The following is a 20,879-nucleotide window of genomic DNA, read 5'->3' as shown; positions in this document are numbered from 1 at the left end:
GATTGCCCGAACAAAGGCGACTCGACTCGCCCCCCACGGGAATCGCCCTGGAACACCGCCTCGACACCCCGACAACCGCACCCGCCGCACACACCGCAGGGACAAACGACACCCTGCTTGCGGCCGGCCTGGACACTCATGCATCGAGTCGATGCATCAGCAGCGTAGGAGCGCCACAGATCCCTGTCAAAACAGGCCCTGGCTGGTCGACCGACTCGCCCGCCCGTGCCGAGACGTCAGGGCCGGAGCGTCTGCCAGTCCACCGTCGCCGGCCGCCCCGGCAGTGTCAGGCTGGCCACTGCCGGGGGCGTGCGGGCGACGATGCGCCCGCCGCGTACCACCGCCAGGCGGGTGGCGCGCAGGCGGATCGCCTCGATCGGGTCGCGCGCCTGCAGCAGTACCAGGTCGGCGCGGCAGCCGGGCTCCAGGCCGTAGCCGTCCAGGCCGAGGATCGCAGCGGGGGTGCTGGTCACCGCGGAGAAGCAGGCGCGCATGGCGTTCTGGCCGGTCATCTGCGCCACGTGCAGGCCCATGTGGGCAACCTCCAGCATGTCGGCGCTGCCCAGGCTGTACCAAGGGTCCATCACGCAGTCGTGGCCAAAGGCGACCGGAATGCCGGCGGCGAGCAGTTCGGGCACGCGGGTCATGCCGCGGCGCTTCGGGTAGCTGTCGTGGCGGCCTTGCAGGGTAATGTTGATCAGCGGGTTGGCCACCGCGGCGACGCCGGCCTCGGCGATCAGCGGCAGCAGCTTGGAGACGTAGTAGTTGTCCATCGAGTGCATCGAGGTCAGGTGCGAGCCGGTGACCCGACCGCCGAGACCGAGGCGCTGGGTGTGGCTGGCGAGCGTCTCGATGTGCCGCGACAGCGGGTCGTCCGACTCGTCGCAGTGCATGTCGACGCGCAGGCCCCGCTCGGCGGCCAGTTCGCAGAGGATGCGCACCGATTCGGCGCCGTCGGCCATGGTCCGCTCGAAGTGCGGGATGCCGCCGACCACCTCGACGCCCAGGTCCAGCGCGCGCTTGAGGTTGTCCAGCGCGCCGGCGCTGCGCAGCAGGCCGTCCTGCGGGAAGGCGACCAGTTGCAGGTCCAGCCAGGGTTTGACCTTCTCCTTCACGTACAGCAGCGCCTCCACCGCCAGCAGGCGCGGATCGCAGACATCGACGTGGCTGCGGATCGCCAGCAGGCCCTTGGCCACCGCCCAGTCGCAGTACTGCAGGGCGCGCTCGACCAGCGCCTCCTGGGTCAGCTGCGGCTTCAGCTCGCCCCACAGGGCGATGCCTTCGAGCAGGGTGCCGGAGGCATTCACCCGCGGCAGGCCGTAGGACAGGGTGGCGTCCATGTGGAAGTGGGCGTCGACGAAGGGCGGGCTGACCAACTGGCCTGCGGCGTCCAGCTCCTCGGCGGCGCTGGCGGCCAGTAGGGGCTGCAGGGCGACGATGCGGCCGTCGCGGATGGCGATGTCGAGGCCGCTGCGGCCATCGGGCAGGGTGCAGTTGCGGACAATGAGATCGAGCACGGGGGCTTCCTTGCAGTGGGCGCCCCAGGGGTGGAGCGTTCGAGCCGAGCATTGCAGGGACTGGCCACGATTGCCATGGGCGCGGCCCATCCCCGCGCCTTCACTCCAGCAGGATCGGCACTGTGCAGCGCCGTTAACCGCCAGCCTGCTGCATGATCACCATCTGCGCCGGCATCGGTGCCGGGAAGCCGGCCTCGCCGAGAGCGTCCTTGATCACCCGGTTGGTGTCGAAGTAGACCTGCCAGTAGTGGTCGTTGTGACAGAAGGGGCGCACGGCCAGCACCGGGCCGACCAGGTTGAAGTCGAGGATTGCCACCTCCACCGGCGGATCGGCCAGCACGTTGTCGAGGCTGGCGATGCGTTCCTTGAGCAGGGCGGCGGCGGCCTTCCAGTCGGTGGCACCGGACAGCTGGGCCTTGAGCTCGACGCGGCGGAACGGGTTGGCCGTGTAGTTGAGGATGTTGTCGGCAAAGATCTTGTTGTTGCCCACCAGAGTCAGCACGTTGTCCGGGGTGGTGATGGTGGTGGCGAACAGGCCGATCTCGGTGACCGTGCCGGTCACCCCGCCGGCGCTGATGAAGTCGCCGACCTTGAACGGGCGCAGGACGATGATGAAGCCACCAGCGGCCAGATTGGCCAGCAGCCCCGACCAGGCCATGCCGATGGCCAGGCCGACCGCGGCGATCAGCGCGGCGAAGGTGGTGGTCTGCACGCCGAAATAACCGAGGATGCCGATCACCAGCAGGATGTTGAGGGTGACGGTGATGAACGAGCCGAGGTAGCGCAGCACAGTCGGGTCGACCCGCTGGTTGCCGAGGGTCTTCTGCACCAGGCCGACGGCGACGCCGATCAGCCAGCGACCGACCACCCAGAAGGCGATGGCGGCGAGAATCTTCACGGCGAAGGCCGCACCGTAGTCGGCGACCAGTTGCCATAGCTGGCTGGCCTTTTCGGTACCGGCACTGATCAGATTGTTTTCGTCCACGGTGGATAACCTGCGCGAAGGGGCTGACTCCTGAAACGCTAGCACGCACCCGGAAAACCGCTACGCCAGCAGCGTCGCCGGGACGGCGCACGCTGCGTCGGCAGCTGCCAAGCCGCCCTGCCCCCAACGGATACCCCTCACACGCCCCGCGCCAGCGCCTCTTCCAGCGGCATCACCGTCACGCTGACCTCGGGATCGTGACTGCCGCCGCCGAGGATCACCCCGCGCAGCGGCGAGACGTCGCCGAAATCGCGGCCCCAGGCCAGGGTGATGTGCTCCAGCGCCGGGATCAGGTTGTTGGTGGGGTCGAAGTCGACCCAGCCGAGCTGCGGGCACCACACCGCGATCCACGCGTGCGAGGCGTCGGCACCGATCAGCCGCGGCTTGCCGGCTGGCGGCTGGGTCAGCAGGTAGCCGCTGACGTAGCGCGCCGCCAGGCCCCGCGAGCGCAGACAGGCGAGCATCAGGTGGGCGAAGTCCTGGCACACCCCGCGCTTTTCCTCGAGCACCTGCGCCAGCGGGGTGGCCACCTGGGTGGCGGCGGCATCGTAGGTGAACTCGCTGAAGATCTTCGCCATCAGCGCCTGCACCGCCAGCAGCAGCGGCCGGCCGGGAACGAAGCAGTCGTCGGCCCAGGCGACGAAGTTCTGCTTGAGGTTCACGTAGGGCGACTCGAAGCGGAAGCGCGCCGCCTCCAGCTCCTCCACGCCGAGGCGCTTGCCCGAATAGCTCAGCTCCAGGCGCACCCGCTCCCAGGCCGGAGAGTCGGCCAGCTGCAGGGCGGGACGCGGCAGCACCGCCACGTCGAGGCGGGCGCAGACCTTGAGTTCGTCGTGGGGGCGCTCGAAGGCCAGGCGGGTCAGCGGGTTGCCGAACACGTCGAGGCCGTCGACACGCCGCGTCGGCTCGGGGCTGACGCTCAGCTGGCGACTGCGGCAGCGCTGCCAGGGACTCTCGCGCGGCCACAGGTGGGCCAGCTGCTGGGCCAGCGATACCGGCGCCGAGTAGTGGTAGTGGGTGTCGTGGACAATCCGGTAGTGGGCGCCGCTAATGACAACTGCACTGTTCATAGAGACTGGGTCTGCTGGCTGGCGTCGACGTGCACGAAGAAGCGCAGGCCAAGGTGATCGGAAAGCTGTCCGGCCGCGGCGGCGACCTCCAGCAGTTGCGCGGCCAGTACCGCCAGAACCGCCGTGCTGCCGGCGCTGGCCAGCGGGTTGTACTCCAGCGGCCCCAGATCGAAGGCGGCCAGGCGGGCGGTCAGCGACTGCAGGCCCGCCTCCTCGCTCAGCTCGAAGCGTTCGCCGAGGCTTGCCAGCGAGCGCAGCAGCGAACGCAGCTGGAACAGCACGGCATGCGGGTTCTGCGCGTCGAGCACCAGCAGGTCGAGTACCGGAATCAGCTGTGGCGCGGCCAGGTAGCGGGTGCGATAGGTGATGCTGCTGTTGCCCAGCTCGAGCAGCCAGGCCAGCGCCGACTGGTCCTGCGCCGCCGGGCCGGCGACGAAGTCGGCGATGCTCTCGGCGAGGAACTGCAGGCGCTCGATGCGCCGGCCGATCATCAGGAAGCGCCAGCCGTCGTCGCGGGTCATGTCGTCGAGGGCGAAGCCGGACAGCGCCGCCATCGACATCAGCAGGCGATCGAGAAATTCCAGCAGCGCACCGGGGTCGGCTTCCTCGCTGTCCAGCCCCTGCGCCTCCTTGTGCAGCTCCACCAGCGCCTGCCAGTTCTCCCGCGACAGCTTGCCGCGCACGCTGGCGGCGGCCCACTGCAGGTGCTGCAGGGCGACGTACAGGCTGGCCGGCCAGTCCTTGGCGAGCACCGCCTGCAGCAGGCGCGTCTCCAGGCTGGCATCTTCGTCGCCGACCGGGGGCAGCAGGCCGAGGGTTTCCGCCACGGTCAGCGCCGCGTTGAGGGCCTGCGGGTCGTCATCGTCATCCACATAGCGCGCCAGCAGGATGCGCAGCAGGCGCGCACCGCCTTCGCAGCGCTCGCAGTAGCGGCCGAACCAGAACAGGTTTTCCACCACCCGCGACGGCAGGTAGGGGTCGCTGCGCACCACGTCCCCGACGCCCAGCACACGCCCCCATTGCCAGGGCTCGCTGCCGATGTGCCGCTCGCCGAGCACCCAGGTGTCCTTGCTCGCCCCGCCCCACTGCATCGACAGGGTGCGCGCACTGGCGCTGGCCGCCACGCGGGTCAGGCCACCGGGCATCACCCGGTAGCCGTCGGGACCGGCGACGGCGAACACGCGCATGCCGATCGGGCGCGCTTCCAGACGGCCGCTCTCGGCCTGCCAGATCGGCGCCTGCGAGAGCAGCGGACGCTCCTGGCCGACATAGGCGTAGGGCCGCTGGCGCAGGCGCTCGGCCAGCGCCGCGCGCTGACCGGCATCCAGCTCGGGACCGAACTGCGGGGCGAAGTGCTGCGAGGGAAAGGCGGCGCGGATCAGCAGCTCGGGCAGCTTTTCCAGCGCTTCTTCCAGCACCGGCGGCTCGCCGCACCACCAGCTGGCGATGGACGGCAGCTGCAGTTCCGCGCCGAGCAGCCTTTCGCAGATTAGCGGCAGAAATCCCGGCAGGCCGGGCGATTCCAGCACGCCGCTGCCCAGGGCATTGGCCACCAGCACGCGGCCCTGGCGCACCGCATCCAGCAGCCCCGGCACGCCCAGCGCCGAGTCGGTGCGCAGCTCCAGCGGGTCGCAGAAGTCGTCGTCGAGGCGGCGCAGTAGCGCATGCACGCGTTTCAGCCCGCCGAGGGTCTTCAGGTAGACGGTGCTGTCGCGCACGGTCAGGTCGCTGCCCTCGACCAGCGGATAGCCGAGCTGGCGCGCCAGGTAGAGGTGCTCGAAGTAGGTCTCGTTGAAGCGCCCCGGGGTCAGCAGCACCACCAGCGGCGTCTCGCCGTCGCTCGGTGCCTGGCGCGCCAGGGTGTCCTGCAGGGTGCGGAAGTAGCCGGCCAGGTACTGCACGCGCAGGTCGCGGTACAGCTCGGGAAACGCCCGCGAGACGATCTGCCGGTTCTCCAGCGCGTAGCCCGCCCCGGACGGCGCCTGGGTACGGTCGGCGGTGACCCACCAGCGGCCGTCCGGCGAGCGCGCCAGATCCACCGCGTAGACGTGCAGCCAGGTGCCGCCCGGCGGCTGCAGGCCCTGGCAGGGCCACAGATAGTTGTCGTGGCCGAACACCAGGTCGCTCGGCAGCAGGCCCTCGGCGAGCAGTTGCTGCGGGCCGTAGATGTCGGCCAGCACCGCGTTGAGCAGGGTCGCCCGCTGCGCCACTCCGGCGGCCAGCTCGGCCCACTCCTCGGCCGGGATGATGTTGGGCAGCAGGTCCAGCTCCCACGGCCGGTCGGCGCCGTCGGGCTCGGCGTAGACGTTGTAGGTCACGCCGTTTTCCTGGATCTGCCGGGCCAGCAGGGCCTGACGCTGGCGCAACTGCGCCGGCGAGCAGCGCTGCAGATGGGCGAGCAGCTGCCGCCAGTGCGGACGCACCGCACCCTTGGCGTCGAGCAGTTCGTGATAGGCCGCGGCGTTGCGCGGGTAGTCGGCTAGCAGGTCGGACATGGGGTACTCGGCGATCTTCCTGACAGCGCGGTAACGCCGCGCAGTCCGCAGGGTCGGGCAGGCCAACGGCGACAACCCGCCAACCCGTCCTGCGGCTGGCTGGGCGTCACACGCGACGCAGGTCCAGGGTCATCGGCAGTTCGTGGTTGACCACCGGCGCACGCGGCACCAGCTTGCCCGGGGTATGGCCGTGGTGGAAGAAGCGCGCCAGGCGCCGGCTTTCCGCCTCGTAGGCGTTGACCGGCAGGGTCTCGTAGTTGCGCCCGCCCGGATGGGCGACATGGTACTGGCAACCGCCCAGCGAGCGCTGCATCCAGGTATCGACCAGGTCGAACACCAGCGGCGCGTGCACGCCGATGGTCGGCTGCAGGCAGTTGGCCGGCTGCCAGGCGCGGTAGCGCACGCCGCCGACGAACTCGCCGACCTTGCCGGTGGAGCACAGCGGCACCGGCACGCCGTTGCAGGTCAGCACGTAGCGGTCCGGGGCCATGCCGCTGACGCAGACCTGCACGCGCTCCAGCGAGGAGTCCACGTAACGCACGGTGCCTCCGGGCGCGCCCTCCTCGCCCAGCACGTGCCAGGGCTCCAGCGCCTGGCGCAGCTCCAGGTCGATGCCCTGCACGGCGAAGTCGCCGAGCTTGGGGAAGCGGAAGGCGAAGTGCGGCGCGAACCACTCGGCGCGCACCGCGTAGCCGTACTCGTTGAGTTCGTGCAGCACGTCGTTGAAGTCCTGCTCGATGAAGTGCGGCAGCAGGAAGCGGTCGTGCAGCTCGGTGCCCCAGCGCACCAGGCGCTGCGGACGGTAGGGTTGATGCCAAAAGCGCGCCACCAGCGCGCGCAGCAGCACCTGCTGGGCCAGGCTCATGCGCGCATGGGGCGGCATCTCGAAGGCGCGCAGCTCGAGCAGGCCGAGGCGGCCGGAGGACGAATCGGGCGAGTACAGCTTGTCGATGCAGAACTCGGCGCGGTGGGTGTTGCCGGTGAGGTCGACCAGCAGATTGCGCAGCAGGCGATCGACCAGCCACGGCGGGCAATCGGCGCCCGGCTCGGGGATCTGCGCGAAGGCGATCTCCAGCTCGTACAGCGCGTCGTTGCGCGCCTCGTCCACCCGCGGCGCCTGCGAGGTCGGGCCGATGAACAGGCCGCTGAACAGGTAGGACAGCGACGGGTGATTGTGCCAGTAGCTGACTAGGCTGCGCAGCAGGTCGGGACGGCGCAGGAACGGCGAGTCGGCCGGGGTGGCGCCGCCGAGGACGAAGTGGTTGCCGCCGCCGGTGCCGGTGTGGCGGCCGTCGATCATGAACTTCTCCGACGACAGCCGGGTCAGCCGCGCCGCCTCGTAGAGGAATTCGGTGCGCTCGACCAGCTCTGCCCAGCTCGCCGCCGGGTGGATGTTGACCTCGATCACCCCCGGATCGGGGGTGACGCGGAAGTGGCTGAGGCGCGGGTCGGCCGGCGGCTCGTAGCCTTCCAGCAGCACCGGGCAGCGCAGCTCGGCGGCGGTCGCCTCGATGGCGGCGACCAGCTGCAGGTAGTCCTCCAGGCGCTGCAGCGGCGGCAGGAACAGGTACAGGCGACCGTCGCGCGGCTCGGCGCACAGCGCGGTGCGCACGATGTCGGCGGCGGACTCGAACGGCGCCGGCGCGGCTTCGGCCAGCTTGTCGGTCTTGTCGACCTTGCGGCCGCGCGCCGGCTTGGCCGGCGCCTGTAGCTGCTGCTCGATGGCCCGGCTGTCGGGCAACGCCGCGAACGCCTGGTTGGGGTCGAGCGGCGACACGTAGGGGTAGTCGCTGGCGCGCACCCAGGGTTGCGCGTCCAGCGGCAGGCGATAGCCCAGCGGCGAGTCGCCGGCCACCAAGCGGCAGCGCTCGTCGCGCAGGAACCAGGAGCCGCTGATCCAGCGCGCGCCATCGTCGCTGCGCGCCAGCGGCAGCACATGGCCGACCACTGCGCCGAGCCCGGCGCTGAACACCTTGCGCAGGCGCTCGCGCTCCAGCGGGTCGCCCAGGCGGGCATCCTCGGGGGTGACGTTGCTCGGCAGGTTGCGCTCGCGCCACAGGTAGTACAGCCAGTCCTCGAAGGCCGGGAAGACGTGCTCGCCACTCAGGCCCAGCTGGCCGGCGAGGGTTTCGAGAAAGCGCGCCGCCAGCTCGGCGTCGGCGCCGTAGTCGGCGGCCTCGTCGGCGAGCAACGCGGCGTCGCGCCAGATCGGCTGGCCGTCCTTGCGCCAGAAGCAGTTCAGCGACCAGCGCGGCAGTTGCTCGCCGGGATACCACTTGCCCTGGCCGAAGTGCACCAGCGCGTGCGGCGCGTAGTGCTCGCGCATGCGGTGGAACAGCTCGGCGGCCAGACGGCGCTTGTTGGGGCCGAGCGCGGCGGTGTTCCACTCCGCATCGTCCGGGTAGTCGATGGCCACGAAGGTCGGCTCGCCGCCCATGGTCAGGCGCACGTCGGCGGCAAGCAGATCGGCGTCGACCTGCTGGCCGAGGGCGTCGATGGCCTGCCACTGCGCCTCGCTGTACGGCTTGGTGACCCGCGGCGCTTCCCAGACGCGCTCGATGCGCATCTCGTGGGAGAACTCACACTCGCACGGGTCGACGCCGCCGCTGATCGGCGCCGCCGAGGACGGTTCGGGGCTGCAGGCCAGCGGGATGTGGCCCTCGCCGGCGAACAGGCCCGAGGTGGGGTCGAGGCCGATCCAGCCGGCCCCCGGCAGGTACACCTCGCACCAGGCGTGCAGGTCGGTGAAGTCCACCTCGGTGCCGGATGGGCCGTCGAGGGCCTTGACGTCGGCGGTCAGCTGGATCAGGTAGCCGGAGACGAAGCGCGCCGCCAGGCCCAGGTGGCGTAGCAGCTGCACCAGCAGCCAGGCCGAGTCGCGGCACGATCCGGAGGCTTTCTGCAGGGTTTCCTCGGGCGTCTGCACGCCGGGTTCGAGGCGGATCAGGTAGCCGATGTCGGCGGACAGACTCTGGTTGAGCGCGACCAGGAAGTCGGCGCTGGGCGTCGGCGTGCGTTCGATGCCGGCCAGGTACTTGGCGAACAGCGGGGTGGCCGGCAGCGTCGCCAGGTAGGGCGCCAGCTCCAGGCGCTCGCCCGCGGTGTAGGCGAAGGGAATCTTTTCGGCGTAGGGCTCGAGGAAGAAATCGAAGGGGTTGAACACCGCCATCTCGGCGACCAGGTCGACCTCGATCTTCAGCTCGCCGGTCTTTTCCGGGAACACCAGGCGCGCCAGGTAGTTGCCCTGCGGGTCCTGCTGCCAGTTGATGAAATGGCCCTCCGGCTGCACCTTAAGCGCGTAGGAGAGGATGCGGGTGCGGCTGTGCGGGGCCGGGCGCAGACGAACGATCTGCGGGCCGAGGTTGACCTGACGGTCGTAGCGGTAATGGGTGACGTGATGCAGTGCGACATGGATCGACACAGCGGGCCTCCTGCGAGCCTGGACGATAGCCCGGCCACGCAAGACTTGTGCCGACATCCAAACGGCGCGCTCGCCGGGAGCTGACGGCAGAGTAAAGCACCAATAGGTGGCACCCTGCACACTACCGGCTCAGTCAATGCACAAAAACAGCGCTCAGAGCGCCAATGCCACCAGCACCACACCCTCCAGCAGCTCCAGCAGCGCGCCCGCCGTGTCACCGGTGGTGCCGCCGATGCGCTGCAACAGGGCGCGGCGGCACAGGGCGAACAGCAGCGCGGCGCTCGCCAGCGCCAGCAGCCCCGGCCAGCCGCACAGCAGGGTCGCCACCACCACCGCCAGCAGCACGCGCCAGCCGGCCCGCGCCGGCAGGTGCGCGGCCATGGCGCTGCCCAGCCCGCCTGCGCGCACGTAGGGCGTGCCGAGGAACAGCAGCAGCAGTGCGCTGCGACCGAGCAACGGCGCCAGCAGCAGGGCCAGCCACTGCTCGCTTTCCAGCAGCGCCCACAGCGCGGCGAACTTGAGCAGCAGCACCAGCAGCAGGGTCACCACGGCGATCGGCCCGCAGCAGGGGTCCTTCATGATCGCCAGGGTGCGTTCGCGGTCGCCGAAACCGCCGACCCAGGCATCCGCCGTGTCGGCCAGGCCGTCCAGATGCAGGCCGCCACTGGCCAGCACCCACAGCGCCAGCAGCAGCGCCGCCGCCAGCGGGGCGAACACGCCCGACAGCAGCCAGGCCGCCGCCAGCAGCACGCCACCAAGCCCCAGGCCGACCAGCGGATACCACAGCAGCGAGCGGCCGAGCGCGGCGGGCGCGGGCATGCCGGGCAGGCGAATCGGCAGACGGGTGAGGAATTGCAGGGCGATTAGCAGGGGCAGCGGGACTTTCACGCGGGACTTCCGGGGGTGGCGAACAGGCTCGGGGGCGCCACCTTAACCCGCAGCGGCCGACGGCACCAAACGCGCCATCATGGTGCGCCAGCGCACCAGGCTTGCGCCCAGGCAGACCGCAGGCAATCGATCCGGAGCGCTGCAGGCCGCGCCCGGCGCGGCCTGGGCAAAACTGGCACGCCTTTCGCTAGGAACCTTTCGTGCAGGAGCCACCCCCAGCGGGGTCGCGGCACCACAATTTGCAAATGGCCGACTAGGGTTCCGGCCCGCCGATCGAGACGATCGCGGGTGACTGGTCCGAGAGTTGGCGACCTCCAGCGAGGTTACACGGCGGGACAAAAGCCCGGGAGACGAACGACGTATCCAGTTACGCCGCCCCGCTCCTGCCGCCATCAACCGCCCCGGAGGTACACCATGCGCAAGCCCCGTCTGTTCGCCGCCCTCGCCGCCAGCCTCGCCGCCGCCATCAGCTTCGGCAGCCAGGCCGCTCCCAAGGAACACTTCAGCGTCTGCTGGACCATCTACGCCGGCTGGATGCCGTGGGAATACGGCGACAGCCAGGGCATCGTCGACAAGTGGGCGAAGAAGTACGGCATCGACATCGACGTGGTGCAGATCAACGACTACGTCGAGTCGATCAACCAGTACAGCGCCGGCCAGTTCGACGGCTGCACCATGACCAACATGGACGCGCTGACCATCCCGGCCGCCGGCGGCGTCGACTCCACCGCGCTGATCGTCGGCGACTTCTCCGACGGCAACGACGGCATCGTGATCAAGGGCGAGAACAAGACCCTCGCCGACCTCAAGGGCACCCCGGTCAACCTGGTCGAGCTGTCCGTCTCCCACTACCTGCTGGCCCGCGGCCTGGAGACGGTCGGTCTCGCCGAGAAGGACCTCAGCGTGGTCAACACCTCCGACGCCGACCTGGTCGCCGCCTTCGCCAGCGACGACGTGCAGGCCGTCACCACCTGGAACCCGCTGCTGGCCGAAGTGGCCGCCACCCCGGGGGTGAGCAAGGTGTTCGACTCCAGCCAGATTCCCGGCGAGATCATCGACCTGATGGTGGTCAACAGCGCGACCCTCAAGGACAACCCGGCCTTCGGCAAGGCGCTGGCCGGCGCCTGGTACGAAATCATGGCCACCATGGCCGCCGACAGCGCCGAGGGCAAGGCCGCCCGCGAGCACATGGCCAAGGCCTCCGGCACCGACCTGGCCGGCTTCGAGGCGCAGCTGGCCGCCACCCGCATGTTCTATTCGGCCAAGGATGCCGTGGCCTTCGCCAGCAGCGCCCAGCTGCAGGACACCATGACCCGGGTCGCCGAATTCTCCTTCGCCCACGGCCTGCTCGGCGAGGGCGCGGCCGATGCCGAGGCCATCGGCATGAGCTTCGCCGGCGGCCTGGTCACCGGCAACGCCGACAACGTCAAGCTGCGCTTCGAGCCGAGCTACATGAAGCTCGCGGCGGACGGCCAGCTGTAACGGCTTCCCTCCCCTCTCCCGTCTGCGGGAGAGGGGCTGGGGGAGAGGGCAATCTGCCAAGAGAGAAACTCCCATGCGCCTGATCAACCGTCACCCGGACCGTGCCGGCCGCCCGCTGCTGGTGCTGCTGCCCTTCGCCCTGCTGCTGTTCGCCTACTTCAGCGGCTCGGCGGCGCGGCTGGCCGACAATCCCAACGACAAGCTGCTGCCCAGCGCCACGCAGATGGTCGCCGCCGTCGACCGCCTGGCCTTCACCCCGGACAAGCGCAGCGGCGACTACCTGTTCTGGAAGGACACCGGCGCCAGCCTCGCCCGTCTGGGCATGGGCATCGGCATCGCCGCGCTGGTCGGCCTGGGCTTGGGCATCGCCGCCGGCAGCCTGCCGCTGCTGGGCGCGCCGCTGTCGCCGCTGCTCACCGTGCTGTCGATGGTGCCACCGCTGGCGATCCTGCCGATCCTGTTCATCGTCTTCGGCCTCGGCGAGCTGGCCAAGGTGATGCTGATCGTCCTCGGCATCACTCCCGTCTTGGCCCGCGACCTTGAGCAGCGCGCCCGCGAAATCCCGGTCGAGCTGCTGATCAAGGCGCAGACCCTCGGCGCCAACACCTGGACGCTGATCCTGCGCGTGGTGCTGCCGCAGTTGCTGCCGCGCCTGCTGATCGCCCTGCGCCTGGTGCTCGGCTCGGCCTGGCTGTTCCTGATCGCCGCCGAGGCCATCGCCGCCACCGACGGCCTCGGCTACCGCATCTTCCTGGTGCGCCGCTACATGGCGATGGACGTGATCCTGCCCTACGTGCTGTGGATCACCCTGCTCGCCTGGCTGATGGATCTCGGCCTGCGCCAGCTCACCCGGCTGGCCTTCCCCTGGTACGAAGGAGCCAAGGCATGAGTTTCATCAGCGTGAAAAACATCTGGCAGGAATACGGCGATCAAGTCGTTCTGGAGCGCCTGAACCTGAACATCCGGGAAGGCGAGTTCTGCACCCTGGTCGGCGCCTCCGGCTGCGGCAAGTCGACCTTCCTGCGCCTGCTGCTCGGCCAGGAGCGCCCCAGCCGCGGCGAGATCCTCCTCGACGGTCAGCCGCTGGCCGGCGAGCCGGACGCCAGCCGCGGCATCGTGTTCCAGCGCTACTCGGTGTTCCCGCATCTGTCGGTGCTCGACAACGTCGCCCTCGGCCTGGAACTGCCGCGCACGCCGTTGCTTGGACGCCTGTTCGGCTCTGCCAAGCGCGAGGCCCGCGAACAGGCCGCCGAAACCCTCAAGCGGGTCGGCCTCGGTCATGCGCTGGACAAGTACGCCACCCAGCTGTCCGGCGGCATGCAGCAGCGCCTGGCCATCGCCCAGGCGCTGGTGATGAAGCCGCGCGTGCTGCTGCTTGACGAGCCGTTCGGCGCCCTCGACCCGGGCATCCGCAAGGACATGCACGCTCTGCTGCTGGAGCTGTGGCGCGAGACCAACCTGACCGTGTTCATGGTCACCCACGACCTGTCCGAGGGCTTCAGCCTCGGCACGCGCCTGCTGGTATTCGACAAGGTACGCGTCGACCCGCACGCGCCCAACGCCTACGGCGCGCGGGTGACCTACGACATCCCCCTGAACAGCGACCGCCGCGCCGCGCGCGCCGCCGTCGACGCCCTGCCCGCGCATATCGGCGCCGGCCTGCAATCCGCGCTCTAGAGGAGTACCCCCATGACCGCATCCCTGACCCTGCGCCCGACCCTGTACGAGGAACTCGTCCCCGGCGGCGGCCACACCTCCTTCGTGCTCAAGCGCGGCCAGCTGCTGCGCATCACCGACCTCGAAGGCGGTGCCAACGTCAGCCTGCTGCTGCTCAATGCCTTTGAAAAGAGCGAGCGCCTCAACCTGCCGGACACCTTGAAGTGCCAGCACACCGCCAAGCTAACCGCCGGCCACTGCCTGTACTCCGACATGGGCCGCGTGCTCGCGGCGATCACCGCCGACACCTGCGGCTGGCACGACAGCTTCGGCGGCGTGCTGAATGCCGAGGAAGTGCGCGAGAAGTATGGCGCCGGTCGCTACCAGGAGCTGCGCAACGGCTTCTTCCGCAACGGCACAGACAACCTGCTGGTCGAGATGGGCAAGTGGAACCTCAACCTGCAGGACCTGCTGATGACCCTCAACTTGTTCAGCAAGGTCACGGTGGACGAAGGCGGCGCCTTCCGCTTCGAGCCCGGCAACTCGCGCGCCGGCGACTATGTCGAGCTGTACGCGCCGATGGATACCCTGGTGGTGCTCACCGCCCTGCAGCACCCGCAGGACCCCAACCCGGTCTACTCGCCCAAGCCGGTGCAACTCACCTGGCACAAGGTCGACAGCGACGGCATCAGCGTGCTGTGCCGCACCTCGCGTCCGGAAAACGGCCGCGGCTTCCACAACACCGAACGCCTGTATATCTGAGGTCCGGCCCATGTCCCTGATCGAAAGCCCCCTGCATCCCGAATCCGCCGTGTACCGCCACACCATCCCGGCCGGCGAGCCGTTCCTGTGCGAAGTGAAGGCCGGGCAGACCGTGCGCCTGCTCGACCTGGAAGGCAACCAGGCGGTCGACACCCTGTTCTTCAGCGCGAAAAACCCGCGCGAGCGCTTCGACCCGCAGCGCACCCTGCGCCGGCAGAACAACGTCTACCTGACCACCGGCAGCGTGCTGTATTCCAACCTCGGCAACCCGCTGCTGACCATCGTCGCCGACACCTGCGGCCGCCACGACACCCTCGGCGGCGCCTGCGCCCAGGAGAGCAACACGGTCAGATACGCGCTGGACAAGCGCTACATGCACAGCTGCCGCGACAACTTCCTGCGCGCCAGCCTCACCGACGGCCGCCTGGAGAAGCGCGACATCGGCGCCAACATCAACTTCTTCATGAACGTGCCGGTCACTCCCGAGGGCGGCCTGACCTTCGCCGACGGCATCTCCGCGCCGGGCAAGTACGTCGAGCTGAAGGCGCTTATGGACGTGATCGTGCTGATCTCCAACTGTCCGCAGCTCAACAACCCGTGCAACGGCTGGAACCCGACCCCGGCGGAGGTGCTGGTATGGGACTGAAACGCCCCACGGCAGTGCAGCTTTTCGGCAATGCACGCTCGTAGGGCGGCCATCCCGCCGGGATAGCGTCGCAGGCCAGCAATACCGCGACTGGCCCGCTAATTGCTCTGCAAACAGCACCGTGCCGAACCGGGCACGCACCCATACCAGCTCGCACCGAGCCTCCAACCACGGACGACCGTGGTGCAGAAGATTTCCGGCGGGACGACCCGCCACTGCATGGTGGCCTCCTCCATGTTTGAAAAACTCCTGATCGCCAACCGCGGCGCCATCGCCTGCCGCATCCTGCGTACCCTGCGCACCCTCGATGTGAAGGGTGTAGCCGTCTACTCCGAGGCCGACGCCGCCAGCCTGCACCTGCAGCAGGCCGACGAGTCGTTCAGCCTCGGCGAAGGCCCGGCCTCTTCCACCTATCTGGTAGTGGACAAGATCCTCGAAGTCGCCCGAAAGAGCGGCGCCCAGGCCATCCACCCCGGCTACGGCTTCCTCTCCGAGAACGCGGCGTTCGCCGAGGCCTGCGAGGCCGCCGGCATCGCCTTCGTCGGCCCGACCCCGGAGCAGTTGCGCGTGTTCGGCCTCAAGCACACCGCACGCGCGCTGGCCAAGCAGCATGGCGTGCCGATGCTGGAAGGCACCGAGCTGCTGGAAAACCTCGATGCGGCACTGGCGGCCGGCGAGCAGGTCGGCTACCCGGTGATGCTGAAGAGCACCGCCGGCGGCGGCGGCATCGGCATGCGCGTGTGCCGCAGCGCGGCGGAATTGAGCGAGGCCTTCGAGGCGGTCAAGCGCCTGGGGCAGAACAACTTCAGCGATTCGGGCGTGTTCATCGAGAAGTACATCGAGCGCGCCCGCCACCTGGAAGTGCAGGTGTTCGGCGACGGCCGTGGCGAAGTGCTGGCCCTCGGCGTGCGCGACTGCTCGGTGCAGCGGCGCAACCAGAAGGTGCTGGAGGAGACTCCGGCGCCCAACCTGCCGGCCGGCATGGCCGAGGAACTCTGCGCGGCGGCGATCAAGCTGGCCAGGGCGGTGAACTACCGCAGCGCCGGCACCGTGGAGTTCGTCTACGACAGCGAGGCCCAGCGCTTCTACTTCCTCGAAGTGAACACCCGCCTGCAGGTCGAGCACGGCGTCACCGAGCAGGTGTGGGGCGTCGACCTGGTGCGCTGGATGATCGAGCTGGCCGCCGGCGATCTGCCGCCGCTGGCCGAGCTGGCCAAGGGCCTCGCGCCCAGCGGCCACGCGATCCAGGCACGCCTGTATGCCGAGGACCCGGGCCGCGACTTCCAGCCCAGTCCCGGCCTGCTCACCGCCGTGGCCTTCCCCGAAGCCGACGGCAAGGCCCTGCGCATCGACACCTGGGTCGAGGCCGGCTGCGAGATCCCGCCCTACTTCGACCCGATGATCGCCAAGCTGATCGCCTGGGCGCCGGACCGTGATCTGGCCCGCGCCGAGCTGGACCGGGCGCTGGCGGACAGTGTGCTGTACGGCGTGGAATCCAACCGCGACTACCTGCGCCAGATCCTCGCGGATGCGCCCTTCGCCAGCGGCTCGCCGTGGACCCGCTGCCTGGAAAATCTCGCCTACCGGGCCACCACCCTCGAGGTGCTCGGTGCCGGCACCCAGACCACGGTACAGGACTACCCCGGCCGCCTCGGCTACTGGGCGGTCGGCGTGCCGCCGTCCGGGCCGATGGACGACCGCGCCCTGCGCCTGGGCAACCGCCTGCTGGGTAATGAGGAAGGCGCCGCCGGCCTGGAAATCACCATGAGCGGGCCGACCCTGCGCTTCAATACCGACGCGGTGGTGGCGGTGACCGGCGCGGCCACTCCGGTGCAGCTCGACGGCATCGAGCAGCCGCTGCATACCGCGCTGCTGGTAAAGGCCGGCAGCACCCTGAGCCTCGGCACCATTCAAGGCAGCGGAGCGCGCGCGTATCTGACCGTGCGCGGCGGCCTGCAGTTGCCGGACTATCTGGGCAGCAAGAGCACCTTCACCCTCGGCCAGTTCGGCGGCCACGGCGGCCGCGCCCTGCGCGCCGGCGACGTCCTGCACCTGGCGCCACTGGCCGATTCCGCCGCCGGCGCCACGCTGGCGGCCGAACTGTGCGACGAGCTGCCGGGCGTGCGGCAGATCCGCGTGATCTACGGCCCCCACGGCGCGCCGGAGTACTTCACCCCGGCCTACATCGACACCTTCCTCGCCACCGATTGGGAAGTGCACTTCAACTCCAGCCGCACCGGCGTGCGCCTGATCGGCCCCAAGCCGGAATGGGTGCGCGACAGCGGCGGCGAGGCCGGCCTGCATCCGTCGAACATCCACGACAACCCGTATGCCATCGGTGCCGTGGACTTCACCGGCGACATGCCGGTGATCCTCGGCCCGGACGGCCCGAGCCTGGGCGGCTTCGTCTGCCCGGTGACGGTGATCGAGGCCGACCTCTGGCAGCTCGGCCAGCTCAAGGCCGGCGACAAGGTGCGCTTCGTGCCGGTGAGCATCGAGACCGCCCGCGCGCTGGCCTGGGCCCGCCGCGAAGAAGTCGGGGCGAATTCATTCGCCTATGCGCGGGCGGCAAAAGCGGCGAATGAATTCGCCCCTACGACGCCCATCGTCCTCGACATCGGCGCCGACGACACCCGCCTGGTCGCCCGCCTGTCCGGCGACACCCACCTGCTGCTGGAGATCGGCGCGCCGGAGCTGGATCTGGTGCTGCGCTTCCGCGGCCATGCGCTGATGCAGGCGCTGGAAGCCGCCGCGCTTGACGGCGTCATCGACCTGACCCCCGGCATCCGTTCGCTGCAGGTGCACTACCAGCCGGAAACCCTGCCGCTGGCCCGCCTGCTGGAGACGGTCGCCGGCCTGTGGGACGCGGTGTGCGCCGCGCAGGATCTCAAGGTGCCGTCGCGCATCGTCCACCTGCCGCTGTCCTGGGACGACCCGGCCTGCCAACTGGCCATCGACAAGTACATGACCACGGTGCGCAAGGACGCGCCCTGGTGCCCGAGCAACCTGGAGTTCATCCGCCGGATCAACGACCTGCCCAACCTCGACGAGGTCTACAGGACCGTCTTCGACGCCAGCTACCTGGTGATGGGCCTCGGCGACGTCTACCTCGGTGCGCCGGTAGCCACCCCGCTCGACCCGCGCCACCGCCTGGTGACCACCAAGTACAACCCGGCGCGCACCTGGACCGCCGAGAACTCGGTGGGCATCGGCGGCGCCTACATGTGCGTGTACGGCATGGAAGGGCCCGGCGGCTACCAGTTCGTCGGTCGCACCCTGCAGATGTGGAACCGCTACCGAGAGGTCGAGGCCTTCCGCGGCAAGCCGTGGCTGCTGCGCTTCTTCGACCAGATCCGCTTCTACCCGGTATCCGCCGACGAGTTGCTGCGGATCCGCCGCGACTTCCCGCTCGGCCGTTTCGATCTGCGCATCGAGGACTGCGAGCTGGCGCTGGCCGACTACCAGGCCTTCCTCAACGAGGAGGCCGAGGGCATCGCCGCCTTCCGCAGCCAGCAGCGCGCCGCCTTCGACGCCGAGCGCCAGCGCTGGATTGCATCCGGCCAGGCGCACTTCGAGTGCGAGGAAGTCGGCCCGGATCTCGGCGAGGACGCCCCGCTCGGCGCCGGCCAGCACGGCATTGACAGCCACATCGCCGGCAACCTGTGGCAGGTGCAGGTTGAGGAAGGCCAGACGGTCAAGGTCGGCGACGTGCTGGTGATCCTCGAGTCGATGAAGATGGAAATTCCGCTCATCGCCCCACGCGACGGCGTGGTCCGCGAGGTGCGCGTGCAGCCCGGCTCGCCGGTGCGCGCCGGCCAGCGGGTGGTGGTGCTCGAGGAGGCCTGAGCCCCCTCACCCAGCCCTCTCCCCGAGCGGAGAGGGAGCAGACCGCAACCAGCCTGAAGTGTCAGGCCCAACACGAATCCCCCCTCTCCCGCCAGCGGGAGAGGGGCCGGGGGTGAGGGCCAGTCGCCCCGCCGCCGCAACGGAGGAATACCCATGCAGCATACCCACGACCTGCGCCTCGACGCCCTGCGCGCCGCCTATCTCGACGGCCGCACCACCCCGCGCCAATTGATCGCCGCCCTGCGCGACCAGGCCGCAGCGCTCAATCCGCAATTCAACCTGTTCATCCACCTGCTCAGCACCGAGGAGCTGGAACCCTACCTGGCCGCGCTGGATGGCAAGGCGCCGAGCGAGCTGCCGCTGTACGGCGTGCCCTTTGCCATCAAGGACAACATCGACCTGGCCGGCATCCCGACCACCGCTGCCTGCCCGGCCTTCGCCTACGCTCCTGAAAGAAGCGCGCCCATCGTCGAGCAGCTGCTCGCCCTCGGCGCCGTGCCGCTGGGTAAGACCAACCTCGACCAGTTCGCCACCGGCCTCAACGGCACCCGCTCGCCCTACGGCGAGTGTCGCAACAGTGTGCGCCCGGATTATCCGGCCGGCGGCTCCAGCTCCGGCTCGTCGCTGGCGGTGGCGCTGGGCGTGGCCAGCTTCGCCCTCGGCACCGATACCGCAGGCTCCGGCCGGGTGCCGGCGGCGCTGAACAACCTGGTCGGTCTCAAGGCCAGCAAGGGGCTGATCTCCACCGCCGGGGTGGTGCCGGCCTGCCGCACCCTGGACTGCGTGACCTTCTTCACCGCCACGGCACGCGAGGCCAGTGCGCTGCTGGCGCTGACCGCCAAGCTCGACCCGCGCGACGAGTACAGCCGCGCCAATCCGCTGTGGAACGACGCCAGCGCCTTCGGCGCGCCGCGCCCATTTCGCTTCGGTGTACCGCGTGCCCAGGACCTGCAGTTCTTCGGCTGCGCCGAAGGCCCGCTGCAGTTCGCGAGCGCCGTGCGCCAGCTGGAAGCCCTCGGCGGCGAGGCGGTGGAAATCGACTTCACGCCCTTCCTTGAAGCCGCGCGCCTGCTCTACGAGGGCCCCTGGGTGGCCGAACGCTACAGTGTGGCCGGCGAGCTGCTGGAGGCGAATCCCGAGGCGGTGCTGCCGGTGATCCGTGCCGTGCTGGCCAAGGCGCCGAGCGCCACGGCGGTGGAGGCGTTCCGCGCCCAGTACCGCCTGCAGGCGCTCAAGGCGGTGTGCGACAGGCTCATGGCCGACCTGGACTGCGTGCTCACCCCGACCATCGGCCGCCCGGTGACCCTCGCCGAGCTGCACGCGGAACCGGTGCTGCGCAACTCCGAGCTGGGCTACTACACCAACTTCATGAACCTCTTGGACTACGCCGCCGTGGCGGTGCCGACCGGGGTGATGAACAACGGCCTGCCGTGGGGCGTCACCCTGTTCGGCCGCGCCTTCACCGACCAGTACCTGCTCGGCCTCGCCGACGCCGTGCAGCGTCAGCATGCCCTGCCACTGGCCGGTGGCCGCGCCATGGATCGGCCAGCACCGGCCAGCGCCGCGCGCCACGACATGGTCCGCGTGGTGGTGTGTGGCGCGCACCTCGATGGTCTGGCGCTCAACTGGCAGCTGCGCCAACGCGGCGGCCGCCTGCTCGAAGCCACCCGCAGCACCCCCAGCTACAAGCTGTACGCCCTGGCCGGCGGCCCGCCGCTGCGCCCGGGCATGCTCCGCGTCGCCGAGGGCGGCGCGGCCATCGCCGTGGAAGTCTGGGAACTGCCGAGCCGCGAGCTGGGTTCCTTCCTCACCGGCATCCCGGCGCCGCTGGGTCTGGGCAAGGTGGAACTGGCCGACGGCCGCTGGGAGACCGGCTTCATTTGCGACGCCTACGGCCTGGCAGGTGCCGAGGACATCACCTCCTGCGGCGGCTGGCGGGCGTGGCTTTCGGCGCGCTGAGCCGCGTCACCGGCCCCAGCCAAGCCACAGCGCGACAGCCGGCACACGAGGCCGGCTGCCGCGTTTCGCCATCGCCTCGAGCAGCCGCCCGCCCCGACGCCGCGGACTGACCAGCGGCCAGTGCACCCCTGGCGCTTTGACTATTCTTCAAT

13 protein-coding genes and 1 riboswitch are annotated in these 20,879 nt (G+C 69.8%); of the genes, 7 read left to right on the top strand and 6 right to left on the bottom strand.

Going from position 1 to position 20,879, the window contains the following annotated elements; all coding sequences use genetic code 11:
* Positions 1 to 236: 236 nt before the first annotated feature.
* The 6 genes from BMZ19_RS19580 to BMZ19_RS19555 form a co-directional block, all read right to left on the bottom strand.
* Entirely contained in the window at positions 237 to 1,517 is a 1,281-nt protein-coding gene (locus BMZ19_RS19580) for an amidohydrolase family protein (protein ID WP_090313263.1), read from the bottom strand.
* A gap of 133 nt (positions 1,518 to 1,650) precedes the next feature.
* Positions 1,651 to 2,502: a mechanosensitive ion channel family protein gene (locus tag BMZ19_RS19575; protein ID WP_090313262.1), complete on the bottom strand. Its 852-nt coding sequence runs from the start codon at positions 2,500 to 2,502 to the stop codon at positions 1,651 to 1,653.
* A 137-nt stretch (positions 2,503 to 2,639) separates the two neighbouring features.
* The gene (locus BMZ19_RS19570) at positions 2,640 to 3,572 is read right to left on the bottom strand and encodes a transglutaminase family protein (RefSeq protein ID WP_170847813.1); all 933 of its coding nucleotides are present in this window, start codon (positions 3,570 to 3,572) and stop codon (positions 2,640 to 2,642) included.
* On the bottom strand, positions 3,569 to 6,067 hold the full coding sequence (locus tag BMZ19_RS19565; protein WP_090313261.1) for a circularly permuted type 2 ATP-grasp protein: 2,499 nt from the start codon (positions 6,065 to 6,067) through the stop codon (positions 3,569 to 3,571). The genes BMZ19_RS19570 and BMZ19_RS19565 overlap by 4 nt, the downstream gene beginning before the upstream one ends.
* Positions 6,068 to 6,173: 106 nt before the next feature.
* Positions 6,174 to 9,488 (bottom strand): transglutaminase family protein, encoded by a 3,315-nt coding sequence (locus BMZ19_RS19560; protein ID WP_090313260.1) that lies wholly within the window; start codon positions 9,486 to 9,488, stop codon positions 6,174 to 6,176.
* A gap of 153 nt (positions 9,489 to 9,641) precedes the next feature.
* Positions 9,642 to 10,376, bottom strand: a complete 735-nt coding sequence (locus tag BMZ19_RS19555; protein ID WP_280142184.1) for an adenosylcobinamide-GDP ribazoletransferase — start codon at positions 10,374 to 10,376, stop codon at positions 9,642 to 9,644.
* Positions 10,377 to 10,618: 242 nt separating this feature from the next.
* A riboswitch (guanidine-I (ykkC/yxkD leader) is annotated at positions 10,619 to 10,728 on the top strand.
* Positions 10,729 to 10,790: 62 nt separating this feature from the next.
* On the opposite strand from BMZ19_RS19555, the gene BMZ19_RS19550 reads away from it, so the two are divergent.
* The 7 genes from BMZ19_RS19550 (at position 10,791) to atzF (ending at position 20,727) form a co-directional block, all read left to right on the top strand.
* Positions 10,791 to 11,858 carry a putative urea ABC transporter substrate-binding protein gene (locus tag BMZ19_RS19550; RefSeq protein WP_090313259.1) on the top strand — a complete coding sequence of 356 codons (1,068 nt, stop codon included), beginning with the start codon at positions 10,791 to 10,793 and terminating at the stop codon, positions 11,856 to 11,858.
* Positions 11,859 to 11,931: 73 nt separating this feature from the next.
* On the top strand, positions 11,932 to 12,747 hold the full coding sequence (locus BMZ19_RS19545) for an ABC transporter permease (protein WP_090313258.1): 816 nt from the start codon (positions 11,932 to 11,934) through the stop codon (positions 12,745 to 12,747).
* A complete protein-coding gene (locus BMZ19_RS19540; RefSeq protein ID WP_090313257.1) occupies positions 12,744 to 13,535 on the top strand; it encodes an ABC transporter ATP-binding protein in 792 nt (263 codons plus the stop codon). Before BMZ19_RS19545 ends, BMZ19_RS19540 begins: the two co-directional genes overlap by 4 nt.
* 12 nt (positions 13,536 to 13,547) lie before the next feature.
* Positions 13,548 to 14,276, top strand: a complete 729-nt coding sequence (locus tag BMZ19_RS19535) for an urea amidolyase associated protein UAAP1 (protein WP_090313256.1) — start codon at positions 13,548 to 13,550, stop codon at positions 14,274 to 14,276.
* 10 nt (positions 14,277 to 14,286) lie between these two features.
* Entirely contained in the window at positions 14,287 to 14,922 is a 636-nt protein-coding gene (locus BMZ19_RS19530; RefSeq protein WP_090313255.1) for an urea amidolyase associated protein UAAP2, read from the top strand.
* Positions 14,923 to 15,156: 234 nt separating this feature from the next.
* A complete protein-coding gene (gene uca / locus BMZ19_RS19525; RefSeq protein ID WP_090313274.1) occupies positions 15,157 to 18,768 on the top strand; it encodes an urea carboxylase in 3,612 nt (1,203 codons plus the stop codon).
* 153 nt (positions 18,769 to 18,921) lie between these two features.
* Positions 18,922 to 20,727 carry an allophanate hydrolase gene (atzF, locus tag BMZ19_RS19520; protein WP_090313254.1) on the top strand — a complete coding sequence of 602 codons (1,806 nt, stop codon included), beginning with the start codon at positions 18,922 to 18,924 and terminating at the stop codon, positions 20,725 to 20,727.
* Positions 20,728 to 20,879 lie beyond the last annotated feature (152 nt).

It is taken from the genome of Pseudomonas linyingensis (assembly GCF_900109175.1).
Classification (GTDB): domain Bacteria; phylum Pseudomonadota; class Gammaproteobacteria; order Pseudomonadales; family Pseudomonadaceae; genus Geopseudomonas; species Geopseudomonas linyingensis.
This window is presented reverse-complemented; position numbering and strand designations above follow the sequence as displayed.